This is a genomic window from Octadecabacter dasysiphoniae, from assembly GCF_021532615.1.
In the GTDB taxonomy this organism is placed as follows: domain Bacteria; phylum Pseudomonadota; class Alphaproteobacteria; order Rhodobacterales; family Rhodobacteraceae; genus Octadecabacter; species Octadecabacter dasysiphoniae.
In genome coordinates, this window is the sequence record NZ_JAKGAQ010000002.1 from 856063 (window position 1) to 876075 (window position 20013).

Consider the following 20013-nt stretch of genomic DNA (forward strand, 5'->3'; position numbering starts at 1 on the left):
TACAAACGGCCAAATCAGCGCGGGGGTACATGTCGTAGCAATGGGTGATTTTTTCTCCGACAAATGGGACGGGTTGATGGGTTTTTTTGCAATCGTCGCAGACAACCCCGCCTTTTTCGCAATCATGTTCATCATTGGCCTGCCACTGATCTGGTGGAAATGGCGCACGATTGGCAAGTCCACGCAGCATGCCATTGAAAGCCAAACCCACGGATTGCGCACCAGCGCAGACAGCAAACAGGTGGTCCATGAAACGGGCATCGGCACGCGTGATGTGCTTGTTATGCGCCCGCCTCCAACGCCAAAGGGGCTTTACTTTGCGTTGCTTTTCTTCGGGGGCGGTGCGGTGTTTTACTGGCTCGTGGTGTTGCAAACGGATGTTGTCACCTCCGAAGACTGGTGGGTCTTTGCGGGCATGACGGTCTTCACCTTGTGTTCAATTGCCGTGATCGCAGCGAACATGACGCGCATTATCGTCAGTGATCAAACTATCGAAAAACGGCGGCTGCTGCGCAAACGGCAGATGGTGACCGTGGCCGATATTGTCGCCATTGATCCGCTGGCAAAAGAAATCAGTCGCGGTGCAAAGCTGCGAACAACGAACGGTCAAGTCATGAAAATCGGCGCAAATTTCAGCGGCTACAAAGACCTCATCCTGCGGCTGAAAGGTGTGAAACGTGCCTGAACTTCCCGAGGTTGAAACCGTCCGCGCAGGCCTGATCCCGTCGATGCAAGGGCAGGTGATTGAACGCGCTGACGTGAACCGCCCTGATCTGCGCTGGCCATTCCCTGACAACATGTCGGACCGTTTGACAGGGGCGACGGTCACGGCGTTGCGCCGTCGTTCGAAATACATCCTCGCGGATCTTTCCACGGGTGAAACGCTGATCATTCATCTGGGGATGTCGGGCCGCATGACGGTGTCGGGTGACCCGCTCGGCCAGTTTCATCATGACCACCCTGCACCCGCCAAACATGATCACGTTGTGTTTCACATGGCGAATGGGTCGCGGGTCACATTCAATGACGCACGGCGGTTTGGTGCGATGGATTTGGCCAAGACCGATGCGATCGAAGATCACTGGCTGATCAAACCCATCGGCCCCGAACCCTTGGGAAATGCGTTTAACGAAGAATACCTGATCGCTGCACTTTCGGGGAAAAACACACCGATCAAGACCGCGCTGTTGGATCAGCGCATCATCGCGGGCCTTGGCAATATTTACGTCTGCGAAGTCCTGCACCGCGCCCATATTAACCCCAAACGCAAGGCGGGGCAGTTGTCCAAACCGCGCGTGGCCACCATGGTGCCGATCATCCGCGATGTCCTCTCCGAAGCGATTGCAGCGGGTGGATCATCGCTCAAGGATTACCGACAAGCAGATGGTGAGCTCGGGTATTTCCAACACGGTTTTCAGGCTTACGACCAAGAAAACCAACCTTGCAAGACCCCGGATTGCGGCGGGGCAATCGCGCGGATCGTTCAATCTGGCCGTTCCACATTCTATTGCCCCAAATGCCAAAGATAGCTTGCCCTTCAGCGAGGCTTTGGTAACCCTGACCCCTCACAGCAGCTGCGGGAGCATCCCAAATGGCCTATGAAACGATCAATCTGGAAATTTCTGACGGGGTGGCGCTTATCACGCTGAACCGCCCTGATGCGCTTAACGCATTGAATTCTCAGTTGTTGGGGGAACTGGCTACGGCCGTCGAAGACGCGGACGCATCTGAAAAAGTGCGCTGCATCGTGATCACCGGGTCCGACAAAGCCTTTGCTGCGGGCGCGGACATCAAGGAAATGGCCGACAAATCCTTCGTCGATATGTACCGCAATAACTTTTTTTGGGCCGAAACGGACCGCTTTCTGAAAACGCGTAAGCCGATTATCGCCGCTGTTGCGGGCTATGCATTGGGCGGCGGGTGCGAACTGGCGATGATGTGCGACTTTATCATTGCCGCAGACAGCGCAAAATTTGGCCAGCCTGAAATCAACCTTGGCGTCATTGCCGGTATCGGCGGCACCCAGCGCCTGACGCGGTTTGTTGGAAAGTCCAAATCGATGGAAATGCATCTGACGGGCCGCTTCATGGACGCACAAGAGGCCGAACGCTCTGGCCTCGTCAGCCGCGTCGTGCCCGCCAAAAAACTCAAAGACGAGGCGATGTCAGCGGCACACAAGATTGCTGAAAAATCCCTGTTGGCGACAATGGCTGTCAAAGACACCGTCAATCGTGCCTACGAAACCACGATGGCCGAAGGCATCAATTACGAACGCCGCATGTTCCAATCGCTGTTCGCGACCGAAGATCAGACCGAAGGCATGGAATCCTATATCGAAAAACGCGAACCGCAGTTCCGCGACAAATAATTTACGTCACATAATGCAACGTCTGAAACGTCTCGCGCCACGCGCGGGTGCGCGGTGCCATGGCGGACGGATCATTGCTCGATAAGGCTTCGGCGATCAGATCACACAAGCGGTCAGCGTCGTTCACGTCCAGCCCCCATCGCACCAGTTCCGGAGTGCCGATCCGCAGTCCATTCATATCGCCCGCTACGTCCTTAATCGGGAGGCCGATTCCGCAGGCCAAAAATCCGGCTTTGCGCAGATGTTTGGATGCGGCCTGCCCGCCACCATACCCCGCCGCACGGATCGCAAATTGATGGGATGACGTCATGCCCTGCGCAGTTTCAAACACAGGAACGCCACGGGCTTTCAACCCCGCAGCCAATGCTTGCGCGACTTCGACCATCTTGGCGCCGTAAGCCCGCCCATGGTCGCGCCAATCCAGCATTGTAACGGCCAGCGCCGCGGATTTTGCAGCATCAAAGTTCGCCGTCATGCCGGGAAATGCGATGACGTCAAAGGCTTCGGCCATTTCGGCATCGTTCGTCACAATCAAACCACCCGCCGGACCGCCAAGGGACTTATAGGTCGACATCGTCATAAAATGCGCCCCTTCGGCCAGCGGATCGCGCCACGCCTTTCCGGCAATAATTCCGCATTGATGGGCCGCATCAAACATCACCTTCGCGCCCACGGCATCCGCCACGGCACGAATTTCCGCCACGGGGTGTTCGTAAAGGTTCAGGCTTGCGCCAACCGTGATCAGCTTGGGTTTTTCCGCTTTTGCCAGTGTCAGAAGGGCATCAGCATCAATTGTGTACCCATCCGCCAACACCGGCGCGGCGATGATCCGCAGCCCGTACAACCCCGCACAGCCCGCCATATGATGCGTGACATGTCCGCCAACAGACGCAGGCGGCGCGATGATCGTATCGCCAGGTTTGCAGGTCGCCATGAACCCGTAAAGGTTGGCGATAGCGCCGGACGGCACCCGGATTTCTGCAAAATCTGCGTCAAACACTTCGGCACATAAGGCGGCACAGATAACCTCGATTTCTTCAATCGCTTCCAGCCCCATTTCGTATTTGTCGCCCGGATACCCCAGCGACGGACGTGACCCGATACCAGATGCCAACATCGCCTCGGCGCGCGGATTCATCACATTGGTTGCCGGATTAAGATTAAAACACGCGCTTTCATGGATATCGCGATTTTCCACCACAAGCGCATCAAGACGCGCGCGTACATTGCCAGACGATCCGACGTGCGATGCGATGCTGTGCACCCGCGCTTCGCAGTTTTCCGGCACCCAGCCGCGTGTCTTCAATGTCATCGCTTGTCCTCCGTTTGGGCCACCCTGCCGTGCGATGTGGGGCAATGCAAAAGGATGTTTGCAATATGGGGCACCTGCGCCTATACGCAGCGCTGAAATGCGCGTGATGCCCGCTTAGGCTCGAATCGAATCCGGTCCAGTGAACCCGGTGGGAACGTGCGTTAATGAATTTGAACAAACGAACCCGAAAGAGACTGACACATGGCCAATTCACCACAAGCTAAAAAACGCGCCCGCCAGAACGAAGCCCGTTTTCAGGTAAACAAAGCGCGTCGTTCGCGCATCCGCACATTCCTGCGTAAAGCCGAAGAAGCAATCGCATCCGGCGACAAAGACGCAGCCAAGGCAGCTGTTCAGGCATTGCAGCCAGAATTGATGCGCGGCGTAACAAAGGGCGTTTTCCACAAGAACACAGCGGCACGCAAAATGTCCCGCTTGGTGTCTCGCGTCAAAGCGATCGCTTAAATTTTCGGCACCCGCCGATTCTTTTGAAATGTTAACAGAAGGCGATCCATCGGGGTCGCCTTTTGCTTTTACGGTCTCATTTTTGCCACCGCCCCTGACGACTTTCCCTTGAGATTCAAAGGCGCGCGAGATTCGTTTTGAATCCATCCCTGTCAAGGCCATCAACGCTGTTGAAATCGACTCCCACCAAGGTCTAGTTTTGCCAAGCGATTCATTTCGTTCCTGGGGGAACGTGGTACATCAAAGCGGCGCAAACGGTAAGTTTTCCTAGGGAAACTGACACGAGGATTTGCCAAACCGCTGCTTTGACCAATGACATACACGCATGGTGTGGGAGCCATTCGTGATGACAAACGGACCACGCAAACTGCGGTGCCAAATGCTCCATAAGGTGGGACACCTATGGAACAGAGGGTTCAACGCAACAGATCAAAACGGTCCTGCCGCGCAGCATTTGCGGCATGGGAAAGGTTTTGACTGTCAGGACGAGGCGGAGCGCACTTTAAGGGTGGGGCAGCCACCTAGGGCATTGAACGGGATGGACAAGACGCATGGCGAACGTGGAATGGGAACAAGTGAAGGCTGACATGCGCGCTGCGATAGGTGCAGGTAATTTCAAAAGCTGGATCGAACCCCTGTCACTTGTGAACACCACCGAGGGCGTCGCCCGTCTTGCAGCCCCCAATCCGTTTGTCGGCGATTACGTGGGCAAAACCTACGGCGATCAAATCATCTATCACCTTAACCGTCAGGGCATGTCCGTTCAGCGCCTCGCGTTTGAAATTGATGGTGCGGCCAATACAGCCGCCGCAAAACCAGCCGCCAAGAAACCGAAATCCCTGACGGCTGATGCCCAGCCTGACCAGCGGTTCACCTTTGACAGCTTCGTTGTTGGTAAGCCGAACGAACTGGCCCACGCCGCTGCCAAACGTGTGGCCGAAGGCGGCCCAACCACATTCAATCCGCTGTTTCTGTATGGCGGTGTTGGCCTTGGTAAGACCCACCTCATGCACGCCATCGCCCACGAACTTGGTGAAAAGCGCCCTGATCTGAACGTGCTCTATATTTCTGCTGATCAGTTTATCTATCGCTTTATCTCTGCCCTGCGCGATCGCAAGATGATGGACTTCAAACAGCATTTCCGCTCTGTCGATGTGCTGATTGTCGATGACATCCAATTCCTTGAGGGCAAGGAATCCACACAAGAAGAATTCTTTCACACGTTTAACGCGCTGGTCGATCAAAACAAACAGCTGATCATTTCGGCCGATCGCGCCCCCGGTGAAATTCGCGACCTGAGCGAACGTATCAAATCCCGCCTGCAATGCGGTCTTGTCGTTGACCTCCACCCGACGGACTATGAATTGCGCCTCGGCATTCTGCACGCCAAGCAGGAAACCTATGTGAACGTTTATCCAGGCGTCGAAATCGCCACGGGCGTTCTCGAATTCCTCGCGCATCGCATTTCCAGCAACGTGCGTGTTCTCGAAGGCGCGCTGAACCGTCTTTACGCGCTCGCGTCCCTCGTGGGTCGCACGGTTACGGTTGAAATGGCGCAGGATTGCCTGTCCGACATTTTGCGCGCGTCTGATCGCAAACTGACCATCGAAGAAATCCAGCGCAAAGTGTCGGAACACTACGACATTCGCTTGTCTGATATGCTCGGGCCCAAACGCACCCGCAGCCTTGCGCGCCCGCGTCAGGTGGCCATGTGGCTGTGCAAGCAACTGACCAGCCGTTCGTTGCCAGAAATCGGCCGTAAGTTCGGCAAACGTGACCACACCACCATCATGCACGGCGTGCGCAAAATTGATGAATTGCGCCAGTCTGACAGCCAGATTGCTGATGATCTGGAACTGTTGCGCCGCGCACTCGAAGACTGATCACAAAAGCCTTGTGACTGCTCTGAAAACCGCTAGTTTTAGCGTCCCGAACACTTGCGGGCACAACTAGCGGAGACACGGCCATGAAACTCAGCATCGAACGCGCAACACTGCTTAAGGCCGTGGCGCAAGCCCAGTCCGTGGTTGAACGCCGCAACACCATCCCGATCCTCGCCAACGTACTGATTGAGGCGGAAGGATCAGAGGCGACGTTCCGCGCCACAGACCTCGACATCGAAGTCGTCGACAAAGCAGCCGCGATGGTTGAACGGGCAGGGGCCACGACAGTTTCCGCCGTGACGCTTAATGAAATTGTGCGCAAATTGCCTGACGGTGCTTTGGTCACCCTGACAGAGGACGGCGCATCTGGTCGTTTGACGATCGAAGCGGGCCGATCAAACTTCTCATTGGCGACACTGCCCAAAGAAGATTTCCCCGTCATGGCGACGTCTGATTATGCCGCGAACTTCAGCTGCCCTGCGCCTGTGCTGCGCCGCCTGTTCGACAAATCCAAGTTCGCGATTTCCACGGAAGAAACCCGGTACTACCTCAACGGTGTTTACATGCACGTGTCTGAATCCGACGGCGGCAAAGTCCTGCGCTGCGTCGCCACAGACGGCCACCGCCTGGCCCGCATCGACGCCGAATTGCCCGAAGGCGCAGATGGCATGGCTGGCGTGATCGTGCCGCGTAAAACCGTGGGTGAGTTGCGCAAGCTCCTCGATGATGACGATATGAAAATCGCCGTCTCCGTGTCGGAAACCAAAATCCGCTTTGCGACGCCTGACATCACCCTGACATCCAAAGTCATCGACGGTACGTTCCCCGATTACACCCGCGTCATTCCGCAGGGAAACACCCGCAAAATGGAAGTCGATGCATCTGAATTCGCCAAGGCCGTGGATCGCGTGGCAACCGTGTCTTCTGAGCGTTCCCGCGCTGTGAAACTGCAACTCGACGAAGACCGGCTGATCCTGTCCGTCAACGCACCTGACAGCGGTGCCGCGGAAGAAGAACTCGCCGTGGCCTACGGTGACGAACGCCTCGAAATCGGGTTCAACGCGAAATACCTTCTCGAAATCGCATCCCAAGTGGATCGCGAAAACGCGGTGTTCATGTTCAATTCCTCTGGCGACCCGACCCTGATGCGTGAAGGCAACGACACGTCCGCCATCTACGTCGTCATGCCAATGCGCGTGTGAATTGTCTGAAATTGACCAAATGATGAAGGAGGGCCGCAGCTGATGTCGGCCCTTTTTCTGTCTCAACTGACCCTGTCGCATTTCCGGTCCCACAAACGCGCCAAGCTGGATCTGGATGGCCGCCCCGTCGCGATCTTTGGTCCCAACGGTGCGGGCAAAACAAACATCCTTGAGGCCGTGTCGATCCTGTCGCCCGGCCGTGGCCTGCGCCGCGCCTCCTCCGAAGACATGACCCGCCGCCCCGAAGCATTGGGTTGGAAAGTCACGGCGGATCTCACCTCTCTCAATCAACACCACGAGATTGAAGCATGGTCGGAAAATGGCGCGTCCCGTCAAACCAAGATTGACGGCAAAGCGGCGGCGCAGGTCGCGCTGGGCCGTATCGGGCGGGTCCTATGGTTAATCCCCGCAATGGACCGCCTCTGGATCGAGGGCGCAGAAGGGCGCCGCCGTTTCCTCGACCGCGCCACCTTGTCGTTCGAACCCCTGCACGCCGAAGCAGTTTTGACCTACGAAAAGGCCATGCGCGAACGCAACCGCTTGCTCAAAGACATGGTTCGCGATGCCCATTGGTACGCAGCCCTTGAACGTCAGATGGCCGACGCAGGCGCGCAAATTCATCGCAACCGTTCCGATGCTTTGTTGATGCTTGCCAATGCACAGGCCGCAACCCAATCGGGTTTCCCTGCGGCGCTGCTTGATTTGACCCACGCAGATCCCGCCTGCGATGCCCCTGATGACCCAGACGCGCTGCTCGCCGCGTTCTCTGCCAATCGGCACCGCGATATGGCCGCAGGGCGCACGTTGATCGGCCCGCACCGCGCAGATCTTGGCGCGATCTACGAAGCAAAAGATGTCTCAGCCAAGGATTGCTCCACGGGCGAACAAAAGGCGCTGCTGATTTCCCTCATCCTTGCCAATGCCCGCGCGCTCGCGCAGGATTTTGGCGCACCACCCATCCTGCTACTGGACGAGGTCGCGGCCCACCTTGATGCCGCCCGCCGCGCTGCCCTTTACGATGAAATCACAGCATTGGGCGCACAAGCGTTCATGACAGGCACGGAACGCAACCTGTTCGAAGACCTCGGCGCGCGGGCGCAATACGTCGAAGTCAACGATCACGACAGCCAATCAAACGCCAACCTTGTGGAGTAGCCATGCAAGTTGAACGCATCCCTGAATGGGCCCTGACGCAAGCAGACGACACCAACATTGCCACGCTTCTGGAACGCGGATTTCAAGAAGACTTCGGCAACCGCAGCTTTCACCAGCAGCGCCACCATGTTCGTTTTGTCGTGCGCGACAACGGGTCAATCATTGGCCACATGGCACTGTGTTACCGCGCTGTCAGATTGGGCGACACATTGACGACCATCTGCGGTCTGGCAGAGGTCGTCACAGCACCAGAAGCGCGCGGCAAAGGGGTTGCATCAGCCCTTCTGACCGATGCGATCTCCTTCGCCAAATCCACCCCCGCGACTTACTTTTTACTGTTCGGGGATCGTCCGATGTATGCTGGTTTCGGGTTTGAAAACCACCCCAACACCAAGACTTACGTTGTGCTTGATGATGCACGAACAGCCAGCGTTGAAGCGCGTGGAAATCGTGGTGTGATGGTCCTGCCGTTGACCGAAACGCCATGGGACCCAGAGGCCCATCTGGACCTTTTGGGGCACAAATTCTAAGCCCGCGTCGCCCCGCCTGATACAACCACAAAATATGCCCCAATCGCGTGACACCAGCGCGTAAAACCGCTATATTTTGCGGGACATATAATAAAGGGTCCACAATGACCGACGAGCAGCAGAAACCAGAAGAATACGGCGCCGATTCCATCAAAGTTCTCAAAGGCTTGGAGGCTGTTCGCAAGCGCCCCGGCATGTATATCGGGGACACGGATGATGGCTCTGGTTTGCACCATATGGTGTACGAGGTTGTCGACAACGGTATCGATGAGGCTTTGGCCGGTCACGCGGACGCCGTGAACGTCAAAATCCACAGCGACGGGTCTGTTTCTGTCAGCGACAACGGGCGCGGAATTCCGGTTGGTATTCACGAAGAAGAAGGCGTTTCCGCAGCCGAGGTCATCATGACCCAACTGCACGCTGGCGGTAAATTCGACAGCAATTCCTACAAAGTCTCCGGCGGTCTGCACGGCGTCGGCGTGTCCGTTGTGAACGCACTGTCTGATTGGCTGGAATTGCGCATCTGGCGCGACGGCAAAGAACACGTGGCACGGTTTGAGGGCGGCTTTACTACCAAATCGCTTGAGGTGGTCGGTGACTGCGGTGATCGCACCGGCACCGAAGTCCGTTTCATGGCGTCGCTCGAAACATTCTCCAGCCGTGAATATTCGTTCGAAACGCTGGAAAAACGTCTGCGCGAACTTGCTTTCTTGAACTCCGGCGCGCGCATCATTGTCGAAGATGAACGGCCAGCCGAACCCCTGCGCACCGAATTGTTCTATGAGGGCGGCGTGAAGGAATTCGTCAAATACATCGACCGGTCCAAAACCTCGATCCTGCCCGAACCGATCTACGTGATCGGCGAAAAGGACGACATCGGTGTCGAAGTCGCCATGTGGTGGAACGACAGCTACAACGAAATGGTCCTGCCGTTCACCAACAACATTCCCCAACGGGACGGTGGCACGCACATGGCGGGTTTCCGTGGCGCGCTGACCCGCACGATCAACAATTACGCAGCCTCCAGCGGCATCGCGAAAAAGGAAAAGATCAGCTTTACCGGCGATGACGCCCGCGAAGGTCTGACCTGCGTGCTGTCCGTCAAAGTGCCCGATCCGAAATTCTCCAGCCAGACGAAAGACAAACTTGTCAGCTCCGAGGTCCGCCCGGCGGTTGAATCCCTCGTCGGTGAAAAGCTGGCCGAATGGTTCGAAGAAAACCCGCAGATCGCCAAGATCGTTGTCAGTAAAATCCTAGAAGCGGCCCACGCCCGCGAAGCAGCGCGAAAGGCCCGCGATCTGACGCGCCGCAAAACCGCGATGGATGTGAACTTCCTCGCTGGAAAGCTCAAAGACTGCTCTGAAAAAGATCCATCCAAAACCGAAGTCTTCTTGGTGGAGGGTGACTCCGCTGGTGGCTCTGCCCAGACGGGCCGTGACCGCCAAACGCAGGCGATCCTGCCGCTGAAGGGTAAAATCCTGAACGTTGAACGCGCACGGTTTGACAGGATGCTCGGAAGCCAGGAAATCGGCAACCTTGTGATGGCGCTGGGCACGGGCATCGGGCGCGACGAATTCAACATCGAAAAACTGCGCTACCACAAGATCGTCATCATGACGGACGCGGACGTCGATGGCGCGCACATCCGCACGCTGCTTTTGACGTTCTTCTTCCGCCAGATGCCGGAACTGATCGAACGTGGGCACCTCTATATTGCGCAACCGCCGCTCTACAAAGTCAGCCGTGGCAAGTCCGAGGTCTACCTCAAAGATCAAGCCGCGATGGACAATTACCTGACCGAACAAGGCGTCGATGGCGCGGTTTTGCGTCAGGGCAACGGCGAAGAAATCACAGGCGCAGACCTGCGCCGCGTTGTCGATGAGGCAGGACGCCTGAAGCGCGTTCTGGATGCCTTCCCGACCCACTATCCCCGCCATATCCTCGAACAGGCGGCGATTGCTGGCGCGTTTGTGTCCGGCGTCGTTGAAAATGATCTGCAAGGCGTCGCCGACCGCGTGGCAGCGCGCCTCGATCTGATCGCGCTGGAGTGGGAACGTGGCTGGCAAGGCCGCATCACCCAAGACAAAGGCGTGCGCCTGACCCGTATTCTGCGCGGCGTTGAAGAAGTCCGCACTTTGGACGGCCCCATGCTGCGTTCCGGCGAAGCGCGCAAATCCGGCACGTTCACGCAGCACCTGCAAGACGTCTACAACATGCCCGCGACGTTGATCCGCAAAGATCGCGTGCAAAATATCTACGGGCCCCTCGATCTGTTGGCCGCAATCCTCGAAGAAGGCGAACGCGGGCTATCCTTGCAGCGCTACAAGGGCCTCGGAGAGATGAACCCGGACCAATTGTGGGAAACCACGCTTGATCCGGACGCACGCACCTTGCTGCAAGTGAAAGTGGACGACGTGGCAGAAGCCGACGATCTGTTCACCAAACTGATGGGTGACGTCGTTGAACCGCGCCGTGAATTCATCCAGCAAAACGCGCTCAGCGTCGAAAACCTCGATTTCTGATCCAAGTTAGACAAACGTGGTGGCGGGTTTATAAAATCTCCGCCATCACACTCAGGAACCGCGCGACCTCTGCCGGTGAATTGTAGTGGCACATCGACACCCGCACCGCCGCCGTTTGGCCCAGCGGAGTCAGGATATTGCCGCTGTAGTGATCCGCTTTGCGAACATGGGTCCGCACGCCTTCTTTGTTGAGAGCGCTCACGATATCCGCCGCTTGATGGGTATCTGCCCAAAAACAAACCAGCCCTTCACGCGCCGGGTTATCCACACCGCCGACAATATGAACCCCGTCCATTTCGGCCAGCCCTTTCAGGTTGCCTGTGCCGTGCAACATGGCGTCCGTCAGGGTCTTTTCGTGGGCCTTGATCGTGCGGCCTGCGTCCTCGATCCGTCCGCGCCGTGTGTCTGCATCACCGACCTGCGCGCCAAGCCAGTCGAAATAATCAACCACATCATGGAACGTGGCATAGGCGCCCGTGTCACGCGTGCCAAATTCCCAATGTGCCTGCGGACCACCATCCAGCTGTTCGGGCCCCAGATCGGTCAATCGGTCCGACACCCACGCAACGCCGTACCCATGGCGCGAAAACACTTTGTAGGGCGACACAACATACCCGTCCACGTTCGCCGCCTGTAAATCAACCAGCCCGTGCGATGCGTGTTGAATGCCATCCACGATGATAAAACAATCCGGCGCCACCGCCCGAATGGCCGCCGAAATCGCGGCCAAATCCATGCCCATTCCCGTTACGGGTGACGTGTGCAGGATGGTCGCGACCTTGGTGTCTGGCGTCACCACACGGGCGTATGCCTCGGGCGTCACCAAACCCAACGCATCGTCATGGGGCACCAATCGATAGTCGCGGCCCAGTTTGTCAGCCCAATGGGCCATGGCGGACCGCGACGCAGGATGTTCCACCGTAGACCCGAGCAGTATCCCACCCGACGTTCCGGCCACCGCCGTGCGGATCAGACGAAACAACAGCTCCGTTCCGCTTTCACCCACAAAGACCTGCCCGTTGTCCGCGTTAAACCATTCCATCGCGGCCGCCTTGGCGTCCTTGATTATATCCATCAACGCATGCGCCGCTGGATTGTCCCGCCCCTGATTGTCTGGAATGGCCGCAAACCGTGCCGAAGTTTCCACAGTCGAATTCAGCGTCAGCGCCCCGCCCGCATTTTCAAAAAACACACGCGGCCCTTGGAACGGGCAGGCCTCGACGTGGGCAAATTTCCCTCGGATCGTGTGCAGCAATTCGGGCGTAATCATCGGCAAGTCTCCTTTGGTCCGACTTGACCGCAATCGCGCACGAAACACTATCCCAAACTGTCGTGATCTTCTAACGCCGGGCTTATTTCTCGGCGGGTCCGATATGCATTTCCCCACGCGCCTTCGACAGCGCGATTTGCTTTTGGCGTTCGCGGAACCTGTCCTTGTCCGCGTCACTGGTTTCGCCCGCACACTGGTGGCACGACACGCCCATTTCATATTCTGCACGGTCCTGATCCGTGGGCAGCAACGGGCGGCGGCAGGCATAACACAACACGTGCGGCCCTTCTTTCAGCCCGTGCCCAACGGACACACGCGCATCAAAGACGAAACATTCACCGTCCCACGTGCTTTGATCTTCCGGCACGTCTTCTAGGTATTTCAGAATCCCACCCTTGAGGTGATACACGTCTTCAACACCTTGCCCGATCAGGAAATTTGTTGATTTTTCACACCGGATCCCGCCAGTGCAAAACATCGCGATCCGCTTGTTATGAAACCGCTCTTTGTTGGCCTCCCACCATGCGGGGAATTCGCCGAAACTTTTGGTTTCAGGGTCTATTGCACCATCAAACGTGCCAATCGCGACCTCATAGTCATTACGCGTGTCGATCACGGCCACGTCCGGCGATGCGATCAATTCGTTCCAATCCTGCGCCGTTACATAGCGGCCAACGGACGCTGTCGGGTCCACATCGGGCTGTCCCATCGTTACGATTTCACGCTTGATACGAACCTTCATACGGTTGAACGGCGGCACGCTCGCGCGGCTTTCTTTCCATTCGAAATCAGCACAGCCGGGCAGGGCGCGGATATGCGCCAGCACCGCGTCAATTCCTGCGCGCGGCCCAGCAATCGTTCCGTTGATCCCTTCGCGCGCCAACAACAATGTCCCCATGACATCCGCCTTCGCGCAGGCCGCGGCCAATGGCCCCTTCAGCGCGGTAGGGTCGTCGAACGACGTAAAGTGATAGAGAGCAGCAACAGTATACATGCCCGCCCAATACGCCTTTGCGTCGCCCCGCTCAACCCGTAGGATGGCGCAAACCCAACCTGCCGGAGCCGCGCAAATGTCCCACGCCCTTCTTGTCATCGACGTTCAAAACGATTTTTGCCCAGAAGGTGCGCTTGCCGTTGCGGGAGGGGATGAAATTGTCGCTGGAATCAACGCCATCATGCCGGATTTTGATGCCGTGATCCTGACACAAGATTGGCACCCCGCGGGGCATTCATCTTTCGCAACATCCCATGGGGCTGATCCTATGACAGTCACGCAAATGTCCTACGGCCCGCAGGTTTTGTGGCCGGATCATTGCATCATCGGATCAAACGGCGCGAAATTTCATAGCGATCTTAACGTCGATGCGGCCGATATGATCATCCGCAAGGGTTATAACCCCGCCATCGACAGCTATTCAGCCTTCTTTGAAAACGATCATCAAACCCCCACCGGGTTAGAGGGATATTTGCGCACACGCGGGATCGAAACCCTCACGCTTGTCGGTCTTGCCACGGACTTTTGCGTCAATTATTCGGCGGTGGATGCGGCCAAACTGGGGTTCAACGTGACGGTGAAAACCGATCTGTGCCGCGCTATTGATTTTGATGGATCGCTAAAGGCGGCGGTTGATGGAATGAAAACCGCAGGCGTCATAATCGCCGCCTAATTCTGCCACATGATCCTGTTAACCATAGGGCAACAGCACCTAACAGGATCCCGTGATGGCCCGTACCAACCTCAACATCTTTGCGTTCGCAGGCCTGTTCATCATCGGCGGGACCCTTTGGTTTTGGGGCCAGCCCCTGATTTGCAGCTGCGGGGAAATCAAACTTTGGGTGCCTTCTATTTTCGACGGAGGCAATTCCCAGCACATCGCGGATTGGTACACCCTCAGCCATATTCTGCACGGTGTCCTTATCGCGCTTATGGGTCGTTTGCTGTTTCCCAAACTCGGGCTTGAACCCCTGTTTCTAACGGCCATCGTCACCGGAATCGGCTGGGAAGTCATCGAACACACCAACTGGGTTCTCGCGGCCTTTCGCGCAACAACCATCAATGTCGGCTACCTTGGCGATTCCGTTTTGAACGCCGTCAGTGATTATATCTTTATGATGGGCGGATTCTTTGCCGCCTACACTTTGCGCATTCCTGTCGTCATCGCGGGTGTTGTTGCGCTTGAATTAACGGCCGGTCTTTTGGGGCGCGACAACCTGACATTGTCGACGATCCAACTGATTGCCCCGATGGACGCGATCAATGACTGGCAACAGGAACTGAACCCTGTGCCCTTCAACGGCATCACGAACTAGCCCCAAATATCCCCAACCGTATATCCCTGCGGAAACGGGTCAGTCGGGTCGACCATCCATTGGCTGACCCCGTGTATCCATCCGCGCCCCGACAGGCTGGGCACGATGGCATCATAGGGGCCAACCTTGGTCACGCGTTCAACCCGGCCCGTGAAAGTGGTGCCCAATGGTCCGGCGTTCACATAATCTTCTCCGACGCCCAGCAACCCTTTGGCATGCAACACAGCCAGTTTGGCGCAGGTGCCCGTGCCACAGGGCGATCGATCCAACGCGCCGGTCAAAGCCTCGGGGCGGGCAGGGTCAAACGCGCCTGATGATACCGAAATCGCGCCCCGTCCGTGTGTCGCGGGGTCGGTCGGGGGGGCGGTCAGGGCGCCAATTGTCGGTCCTGTCAGATCGGGATTATCAGGATGAACGACAGGATATTGCTGTGCGGCGGCATCGCGCATGGCTTCAATCGCGCGCACCACCGCGCCGCCGTTTTCCGCCGTCGGATCAAGACCAAATTGCGCGGCATCAGCCATCACAAACCACATCCCGCCCCATGCAATATCGACACTAACATGCCCGAAACCGGCCACATCCAGCGGAACACCGATATGTGCGGCAAACGCGGGCACATTCATAAATTCGACGCGTTCTACCTTGCCGTCCTTGCAGGTTGCCTTCACTTCAATCACGCCCGCCGGCGCCTCAAGCCGCAGGGTCGTGACGGGTTCAACCATCGGAACAATCCCGGTTTCCAGCAACACAGTCGTCACGCATATCGCGTTGCTGCCCGACATTGGCGCGTATTCCGTCTGTTCCATAATAATGAACCCCGCATCCGCGGTCGGATCACAGGGCGGCACGATCACATTACAACACAACGCCGGATTGCCGCGCGGTTCACGCAACATCAACAGGCGGATATCGTCGTGATGCCGCTGCATATACTGCATCTTTTCGAACACGGAATTGCCCTTCAGATGCGGCATGCCCCCCGTGATCACACGCCCGCCTTCGCCTTCTGCATGGGCTTCAACAGCCGTAATCATCCGCGCCATTTTCATGATGTATAGGTTTCCATTGCCGCCAATGTATCGCCCAAGGATCGGATGGCACCTGTCTGCAAATATTCCATCGCGCGCAACGATGCGTGGTGCGCATCAATGCCGGATCCGCCGACGCAATCCTCAATCACACGGCAGAAATAATCCGACTGGTGCCCATCAACAAAAGTATAATGCACGCACACGTCTGTCAGCCCGCCAACCATGATCAACGTATCAACGCCAAGCCCCTTCAACAGGATTTCCAGATCGGTCCCAAAGAAGGCAGAATAGCGCCGCTTGCGTACGTGGTAATCATCCGCCCGAACGCCCATTTCGGTCACGGCCAGCGCGGTCTTCGGATTGTCCTCAAGGCAATGCACATCTTCATCGCCGTCCAGTTCGCGGCCAAAATCCACCATAGACGGGTGATGCACCTCTTGAATGAAAATCACCGGAATATCAGCCGCCCGCGCGCCATCAATCGCGTCGCGCGCCAGCAGCATGCGTTCTTTATGTCCTGGCATATTGTCGATGGATCGCACCACACTGTCATCGATAAATGTGCTGGCCTGAATGTCGATTACGATCAGGGCTGGTTTACCTTCTATCAATGCACGGGTCTGTTTTGCTAGATTCGCCATGTCGCTCTCCACTTTACGCCGCCCACGCGCTTTGCTCTAACGGGCGCAACATAATTGGAGCCTACTATGGTCGATATCGCAACCCGCGTCTGGAACCACAAATGGAAGATCGATCCGATCGTCCGCTCCCTTATTGATACCGATTTCTATAAACTGCTGATGTGCCAGTCGGTGTTTCGCAACAAACCGGACACCCAAGTCACATTTTCCCTGATCAACCGCACCAAATCGGTGAAATTGGCAAACCTGATCGACGAAGGTGAATTGCGCGAACAGCTCGATCATGTGCGATCCTTGTCGCTGTCACGCGGCGAATCCACATGGATGCGCGGCAACACGTTTTACGGCAAGCGATCCATGTTCAGCTCCGAATTCATGGACTGGTTCGAAAATTTGCGCCTGCCGCCCTACCACCTCGAAAAACGCGACGGGCAATATGAACTGACGTTCGAAGGGTCTTGGCCCGAAGTCATGCTGTGGGAAATCCCCGCGCTGTCGATCCTGATGGAACTGCGCGGCCGTGCCGTATTGGGTACAATGGGCCGTTTCGAACTACAGGTGCTGTATGCCCGCGCGATGACAAAACTCTGGGAAAAGGTCGAACTTTTGCGCCCTCTCGAAGGTCTGCGCGTCGCGGATTTCGGCACCCGCCGCCGCCACAGCTTTTTGTGGCAGGACTGGGCCGTTCAGGCGATGCGCGAAGGCTTGGGCGACAATTTCCTCGGCACATCCAACTGCCTCATCGCCAAAAACCGCGACCTTGAAGCGATCGGAACAAATGCCCACGAACTGCCAATGGTCTATTCCGCCTTGGCCGAAACCGACGAAGCACTGGCCCAAGCGCCCTACGACGTCCTGTCTGACTGGCACGACGAACACGACGGCAACCTGCGTATCATCCTGCCCGACACCTACGGCACCCAAGGCTTCCTTGATAACGCGCCTGATTGGCTCGCCGGTTGGACAGGTATCCGCGTGGATTCAGGCGATCCCGCAACGGCGGCCGAGGTCGCGATCAACTGGTGGAAATCCCGTGGCGAAGACCCAAAGGACAAGCTGGTGATCTTCAGCGACGGCCTCGATGTTGAAAAAATCGTGCAGCTTCACAAACAATTCGAAGGCCGCACACGCGTGTCATTCGGGTGGGGCACGATGCTCACCAATGATTTCAAGGGCCTGTCAAAGAACGATGCACTCGCCCCGTTTTCCATGGTCTGTAAAGCGGTCTCCGCAAACGGAAACCCCACCGTCAAACTCAGCGATAATCCCAAAAAGGCCATGGGCCCCGCGTCAGAAATCGAACGCTACAAGCGCGTCTTCGGTGTCGGCGATCAGGATGAAATAGACGTCGTCGTCTGATAAAACCGCACAGGGGTGTTGCGCGAAACGGCACCCCTGCGAACGCTGGCTTCAACACTTGATAACGGCTGCTTCCTAGGGTCGGACGCGACACACGTCCCCCGCCCAGCGGAGTTTCCCGTTTTCCCCAGGAGCCATCATGTCCCAGTCGTCCCACATCCTCGGCCTTCCCTATATTCAGCCCGCCCAAGCCCAAAAACACGTCACCCACAACGAAGCAATCCGCGTCCTTGATGCGCTGGTGCAGCTGTCGGTCGTGGATCGTGACCAGACAACGCCCCCAGCAACCGCCGTCACAGGGGATCGCCATATCGTTCCCGCTGGTGCGACTGGTGAATGGGCGGGGCAAGACGGTTCCATCGCTGTGTTCGAAGACGCGGCATGGGCGTTCTACCCACCCCAAGATGGCTGGCAATCCGTTGTGCGCAGCGAAGGCATCACATTGATCTGGAACGGATCAGATTGGGTCGCGCCGACCATCGATGCCACCGCGTTTCAGAACCTCGACAGCGTCGGCGTGAACACAACCGCAGACGCGACGAACCGTCTGGCAGTGGCGTCCGACGCAACGCTTCTGTCCCACGCGGGCACAGATCACCGCGTCGTTGTGAATAAAAACGCGCCCACCGACACGGCCAGCCTTCTGTTTCAAACGGGCTATTCGGGCCGCGCCGAAATGGGCACCGCCGGGTCTGATGATTTCGCCGTCAAAGTCAGCGCGGACGCCGCAACGTGGAACACCGGCGTGTCGTTTGACGCCACAACAGGGCGCGCCGAATTCCCGTCGGGCGCTAAAATCTCAAACCGGCTTGATGTGGGGGGGCGCGTGTATTGCTACACGGATGGGCGTTGGGTCACGCACAACAACTACCACGGCACGAAGACGCCCAATATCTCTGCAACGGCGGGCACAGGCGCCGATCCGACCCTGAATTGGGACGACGTCGGGGTCTTCGTCGAACAGGGCTATGAATTTACCAATCTGGTGAACGCCGTGCGCAGTAACAACGCGCAACTGACAAATTTCGACCTGCGTGTGTATTTTCAAACCGGCCCTTGGGATGTCGGGTTTTCAGCGGATGCCGACGTCACGCGCACCCTGATCGGGTCCGCAGATAGCGCGCAGGCGGGCACGGGGTTTGATCGTGTGACAGTGGACTTGGGCGGTTTTGTTGCACCTGCCGACGGGTTCTTGCTGTTTTACTGGCGCCCGATCGGCACCCTGACATCCACGCGGTATCTGTATTCCAGCATGATCGTGAACTACCTCACACCCGCTTAAATCGTTTGCGGGGGCGGGTCAGTCCGATACTTTCCCCCGCAGGCTTTTGACCTCACCGCGCTTCTTTTTCTCGTCCACGCGCTTGCGTTTCTGGTTCTGGGATACCCGCGTTTTCACACGGCGTTTCGGCGCGACCAGTGCGGCGCGGATCATCTCCGCCAGTCGTTCACGGGCCAATTCACGGTTGCGCGCCTGTGATCGCGTGTCTTGCACAAACATCACAATCGCTCCGTCGCCTGTCCATTTGCGCCCCGCCAACCTGCGCAGCCGCGTTTTCACAGGCCCAGTCAGGGCCGGGGATCGCGCCGCTTCAAACCGCAGCTCAACGGCGGTGCTGACTTTGTTGACGTTCTGCCCACCCGGGCCGGACGCGCGCACAAAGCTCTCCACAAGCTCCCAATCGGCAATTTCGATCTGGTCTGTGATACGAAGTCCCATAGCGCGTTTCTGTCACGTTCGCCTGATGGCGTCAAAACCCACTAAAAAGGGCCGCCCAGAAACAGGACGGCCCTTCGAAAGTTCAGGAGGTGGGGCGGTTAGAGCGCGCTCACCTGCGGTGTTAATCCTCTAGGGGATGCCCTAGATTTTCGCCCCCACAGTTGTCCCGACACACTTCTCCAATATCTTTCTAGACACTAGATCACCTCCTTTTCATTTGTTTCTGATGCCCTCAGTCAAAC

19 protein-coding genes are annotated in these 20013 nt (G+C 57.2%); 13 read left to right on the forward strand and 6 right to left on the reverse strand.

The features are described from left to right. The first annotated feature begins 40 nt into the window (after nt 1–40). From L0664_RS11165 to L0664_RS11175, 3 genes are all read left to right on the forward strand, one after another. Nucleotides 41–685, forward strand: coding sequence for a hypothetical protein (locus L0664_RS11165; protein ID WP_235225927.1), 645 nt, complete (start codon nt 41–43; stop codon nt 683–685). Continuing rightward, entirely contained in the window at nt 678–1529 is an 852-nt protein-coding gene (mutM, locus tag L0664_RS11170) for a bifunctional DNA-formamidopyrimidine glycosylase/DNA-(apurinic or apyrimidinic site) lyase (protein ID WP_235225928.1), read from the forward strand. The genes L0664_RS11165 and mutM overlap by 8 nt, the downstream gene beginning before the upstream one ends. A gap of 62 nt (nt 1530–1591) precedes the next feature. Beyond that, nucleotides 1592–2368, forward strand: a complete 777-nt coding sequence (locus tag L0664_RS11175; protein ID WP_235225929.1) for an enoyl-CoA hydratase — start codon at nt 1592–1594, stop codon at nt 2366–2368. A 1-nt stretch (nt 2369) separates the two neighbouring features. Here L0664_RS11175 and L0664_RS11180 read toward each other — a convergent pair whose 3' ends face one another. Further along, complete coding sequence (locus L0664_RS11180; protein ID WP_235225930.1) at nt 2370–3680, reverse strand: serine hydroxymethyltransferase; 1311 nt, start codon at nt 3678–3680, stop codon at nt 2370–2372. Between the two features lie 201 nt (nt 3681–3881). Between L0664_RS11180 and rpsT the strand changes: the two genes are divergently transcribed. The 6 genes from rpsT to gyrB all read left to right on the forward strand — a co-directional run bounded on the left by rpsT (nt 3882) and on the right by gyrB (nt 11437). Beyond that, nucleotides 3882–4145: a 30S ribosomal protein S20 gene (gene rpsT, locus L0664_RS11185; protein WP_235225931.1), complete on the forward strand. Its 264-nt coding sequence runs from the start codon at nt 3882–3884 to the stop codon at nt 4143–4145. A 551-nt stretch (nt 4146–4696) separates the two neighbouring features. Further along, nucleotides 4697–6028, forward strand: coding sequence for a chromosomal replication initiator protein DnaA (gene dnaA / locus L0664_RS11190; protein WP_235225932.1), 1332 nt, complete (start codon nt 4697–4699; stop codon nt 6026–6028). An 83-nt stretch (nt 6029–6111) separates the two neighbouring features. Then, nucleotides 6112–7230, forward strand: coding sequence for a DNA polymerase III subunit beta (dnaN, locus tag L0664_RS11195; RefSeq protein ID WP_235225933.1), 1119 nt, complete (start codon nt 6112–6114; stop codon nt 7228–7230). Nucleotides 7231–7272: 42 nt separating this feature from the next. Further along, nucleotides 7273–8385 (forward strand): DNA replication/repair protein RecF, encoded by a 1113-nt coding sequence (recF, locus tag L0664_RS11200; protein WP_235225934.1) that lies wholly within the window; start codon nt 7273–7275, stop codon nt 8383–8385. Between the two features lie 2 nt (nt 8386–8387). Further along, entirely contained in the window at nt 8388–8915 is a 528-nt protein-coding gene (locus tag L0664_RS11205) for a GNAT family N-acetyltransferase (RefSeq protein ID WP_235225935.1), read from the forward strand. A gap of 104 nt (nt 8916–9019) precedes the next feature. Continuing rightward, nucleotides 9020–11437 carry a DNA topoisomerase (ATP-hydrolyzing) subunit B gene (gene gyrB, locus L0664_RS11210; RefSeq protein WP_235225936.1) on the forward strand — a complete coding sequence of 806 codons (2418 nt, stop codon included), beginning with the start codon at nt 9020–9022 and terminating at the stop codon, nt 11435–11437. A gap of 28 nt (nt 11438–11465) precedes the next feature. Here gyrB and L0664_RS11215 read toward each other — a convergent pair whose 3' ends face one another. Together L0664_RS11215 and trhO are read right to left on the reverse strand one after the other, a co-directional pair. Then, nucleotides 11466–12707, reverse strand: coding sequence for an aminotransferase class V-fold PLP-dependent enzyme (locus tag L0664_RS11215; RefSeq protein WP_235225937.1), 1242 nt, complete (start codon nt 12705–12707; stop codon nt 11466–11468). Nucleotides 12708–12789: 82 nt separating this feature from the next. Next, on the reverse strand, nt 12790–13701 hold the full coding sequence (gene trhO / locus L0664_RS11220) for an oxygen-dependent tRNA uridine(34) hydroxylase TrhO (protein ID WP_235225938.1): 912 nt from the start codon (nt 13699–13701) through the stop codon (nt 12790–12792). A gap of 76 nt (nt 13702–13777) precedes the next feature. On the opposite strand from trhO, the gene pncA reads away from it, so the two are divergent. Both pncA and L0664_RS11230 read left to right on the forward strand, forming a co-directional pair. Further along, nucleotides 13778–14374: a bifunctional nicotinamidase/pyrazinamidase gene (gene pncA / locus L0664_RS11225; protein WP_235225939.1), complete on the forward strand. Its 597-nt coding sequence runs from the start codon at nt 13778–13780 to the stop codon at nt 14372–14374. Nucleotides 14375–14429: 55 nt separating this feature from the next. Then, nucleotides 14430–15017 (forward strand): DUF2585 family protein, encoded by a 588-nt coding sequence (locus tag L0664_RS11230; RefSeq protein WP_235225940.1) that lies wholly within the window; start codon nt 14430–14432, stop codon nt 15015–15017. Here the strand turns inward: L0664_RS11230 and L0664_RS11235 are convergent. Further along, entirely contained in the window at nt 15014–16069 is a 1056-nt protein-coding gene (locus L0664_RS11235; protein ID WP_235225941.1) for a proline racemase family protein, read from the reverse strand. The two genes, L0664_RS11230 and L0664_RS11235, sit on opposite strands and share 4 nt — an antisense overlap. Then, nucleotides 16066–16692, reverse strand: coding sequence for a cysteine hydrolase family protein (locus L0664_RS11240; protein ID WP_235225942.1), 627 nt, complete (start codon nt 16690–16692; stop codon nt 16066–16068). Before L0664_RS11240 ends, L0664_RS11235 begins: the two co-directional genes overlap by 4 nt. Before the next feature lie 66 nt (nt 16693–16758). Between L0664_RS11240 and pncB the strand changes: the two genes are divergently transcribed. Together pncB and L0664_RS11250 are read left to right on the forward strand one after the other, a co-directional pair. Next, nucleotides 16759–18051, forward strand: coding sequence for a nicotinate phosphoribosyltransferase (gene pncB / locus L0664_RS11245; protein WP_235225943.1), 1293 nt, complete (start codon nt 16759–16761; stop codon nt 18049–18051). A gap of 139 nt (nt 18052–18190) precedes the next feature. Next, complete coding sequence (locus L0664_RS11250; protein ID WP_235225944.1) at nt 18191–19333, forward strand: DUF2793 domain-containing protein; 1143 nt, start codon at nt 18191–18193, stop codon at nt 19331–19333. A gap of 18 nt (nt 19334–19351) precedes the next feature. Here L0664_RS11250 and arfB read toward each other — a convergent pair whose 3' ends face one another. Beyond that, the gene (gene arfB, locus L0664_RS11255; protein ID WP_235225945.1) at nt 19352–19771 is read right to left on the reverse strand and encodes an alternative ribosome rescue aminoacyl-tRNA hydrolase ArfB; all 420 of its coding nucleotides are present in this window, start codon (nt 19769–19771) and stop codon (nt 19352–19354) included. Nucleotides 19772–20013: the final 242 nt, after the last annotated feature.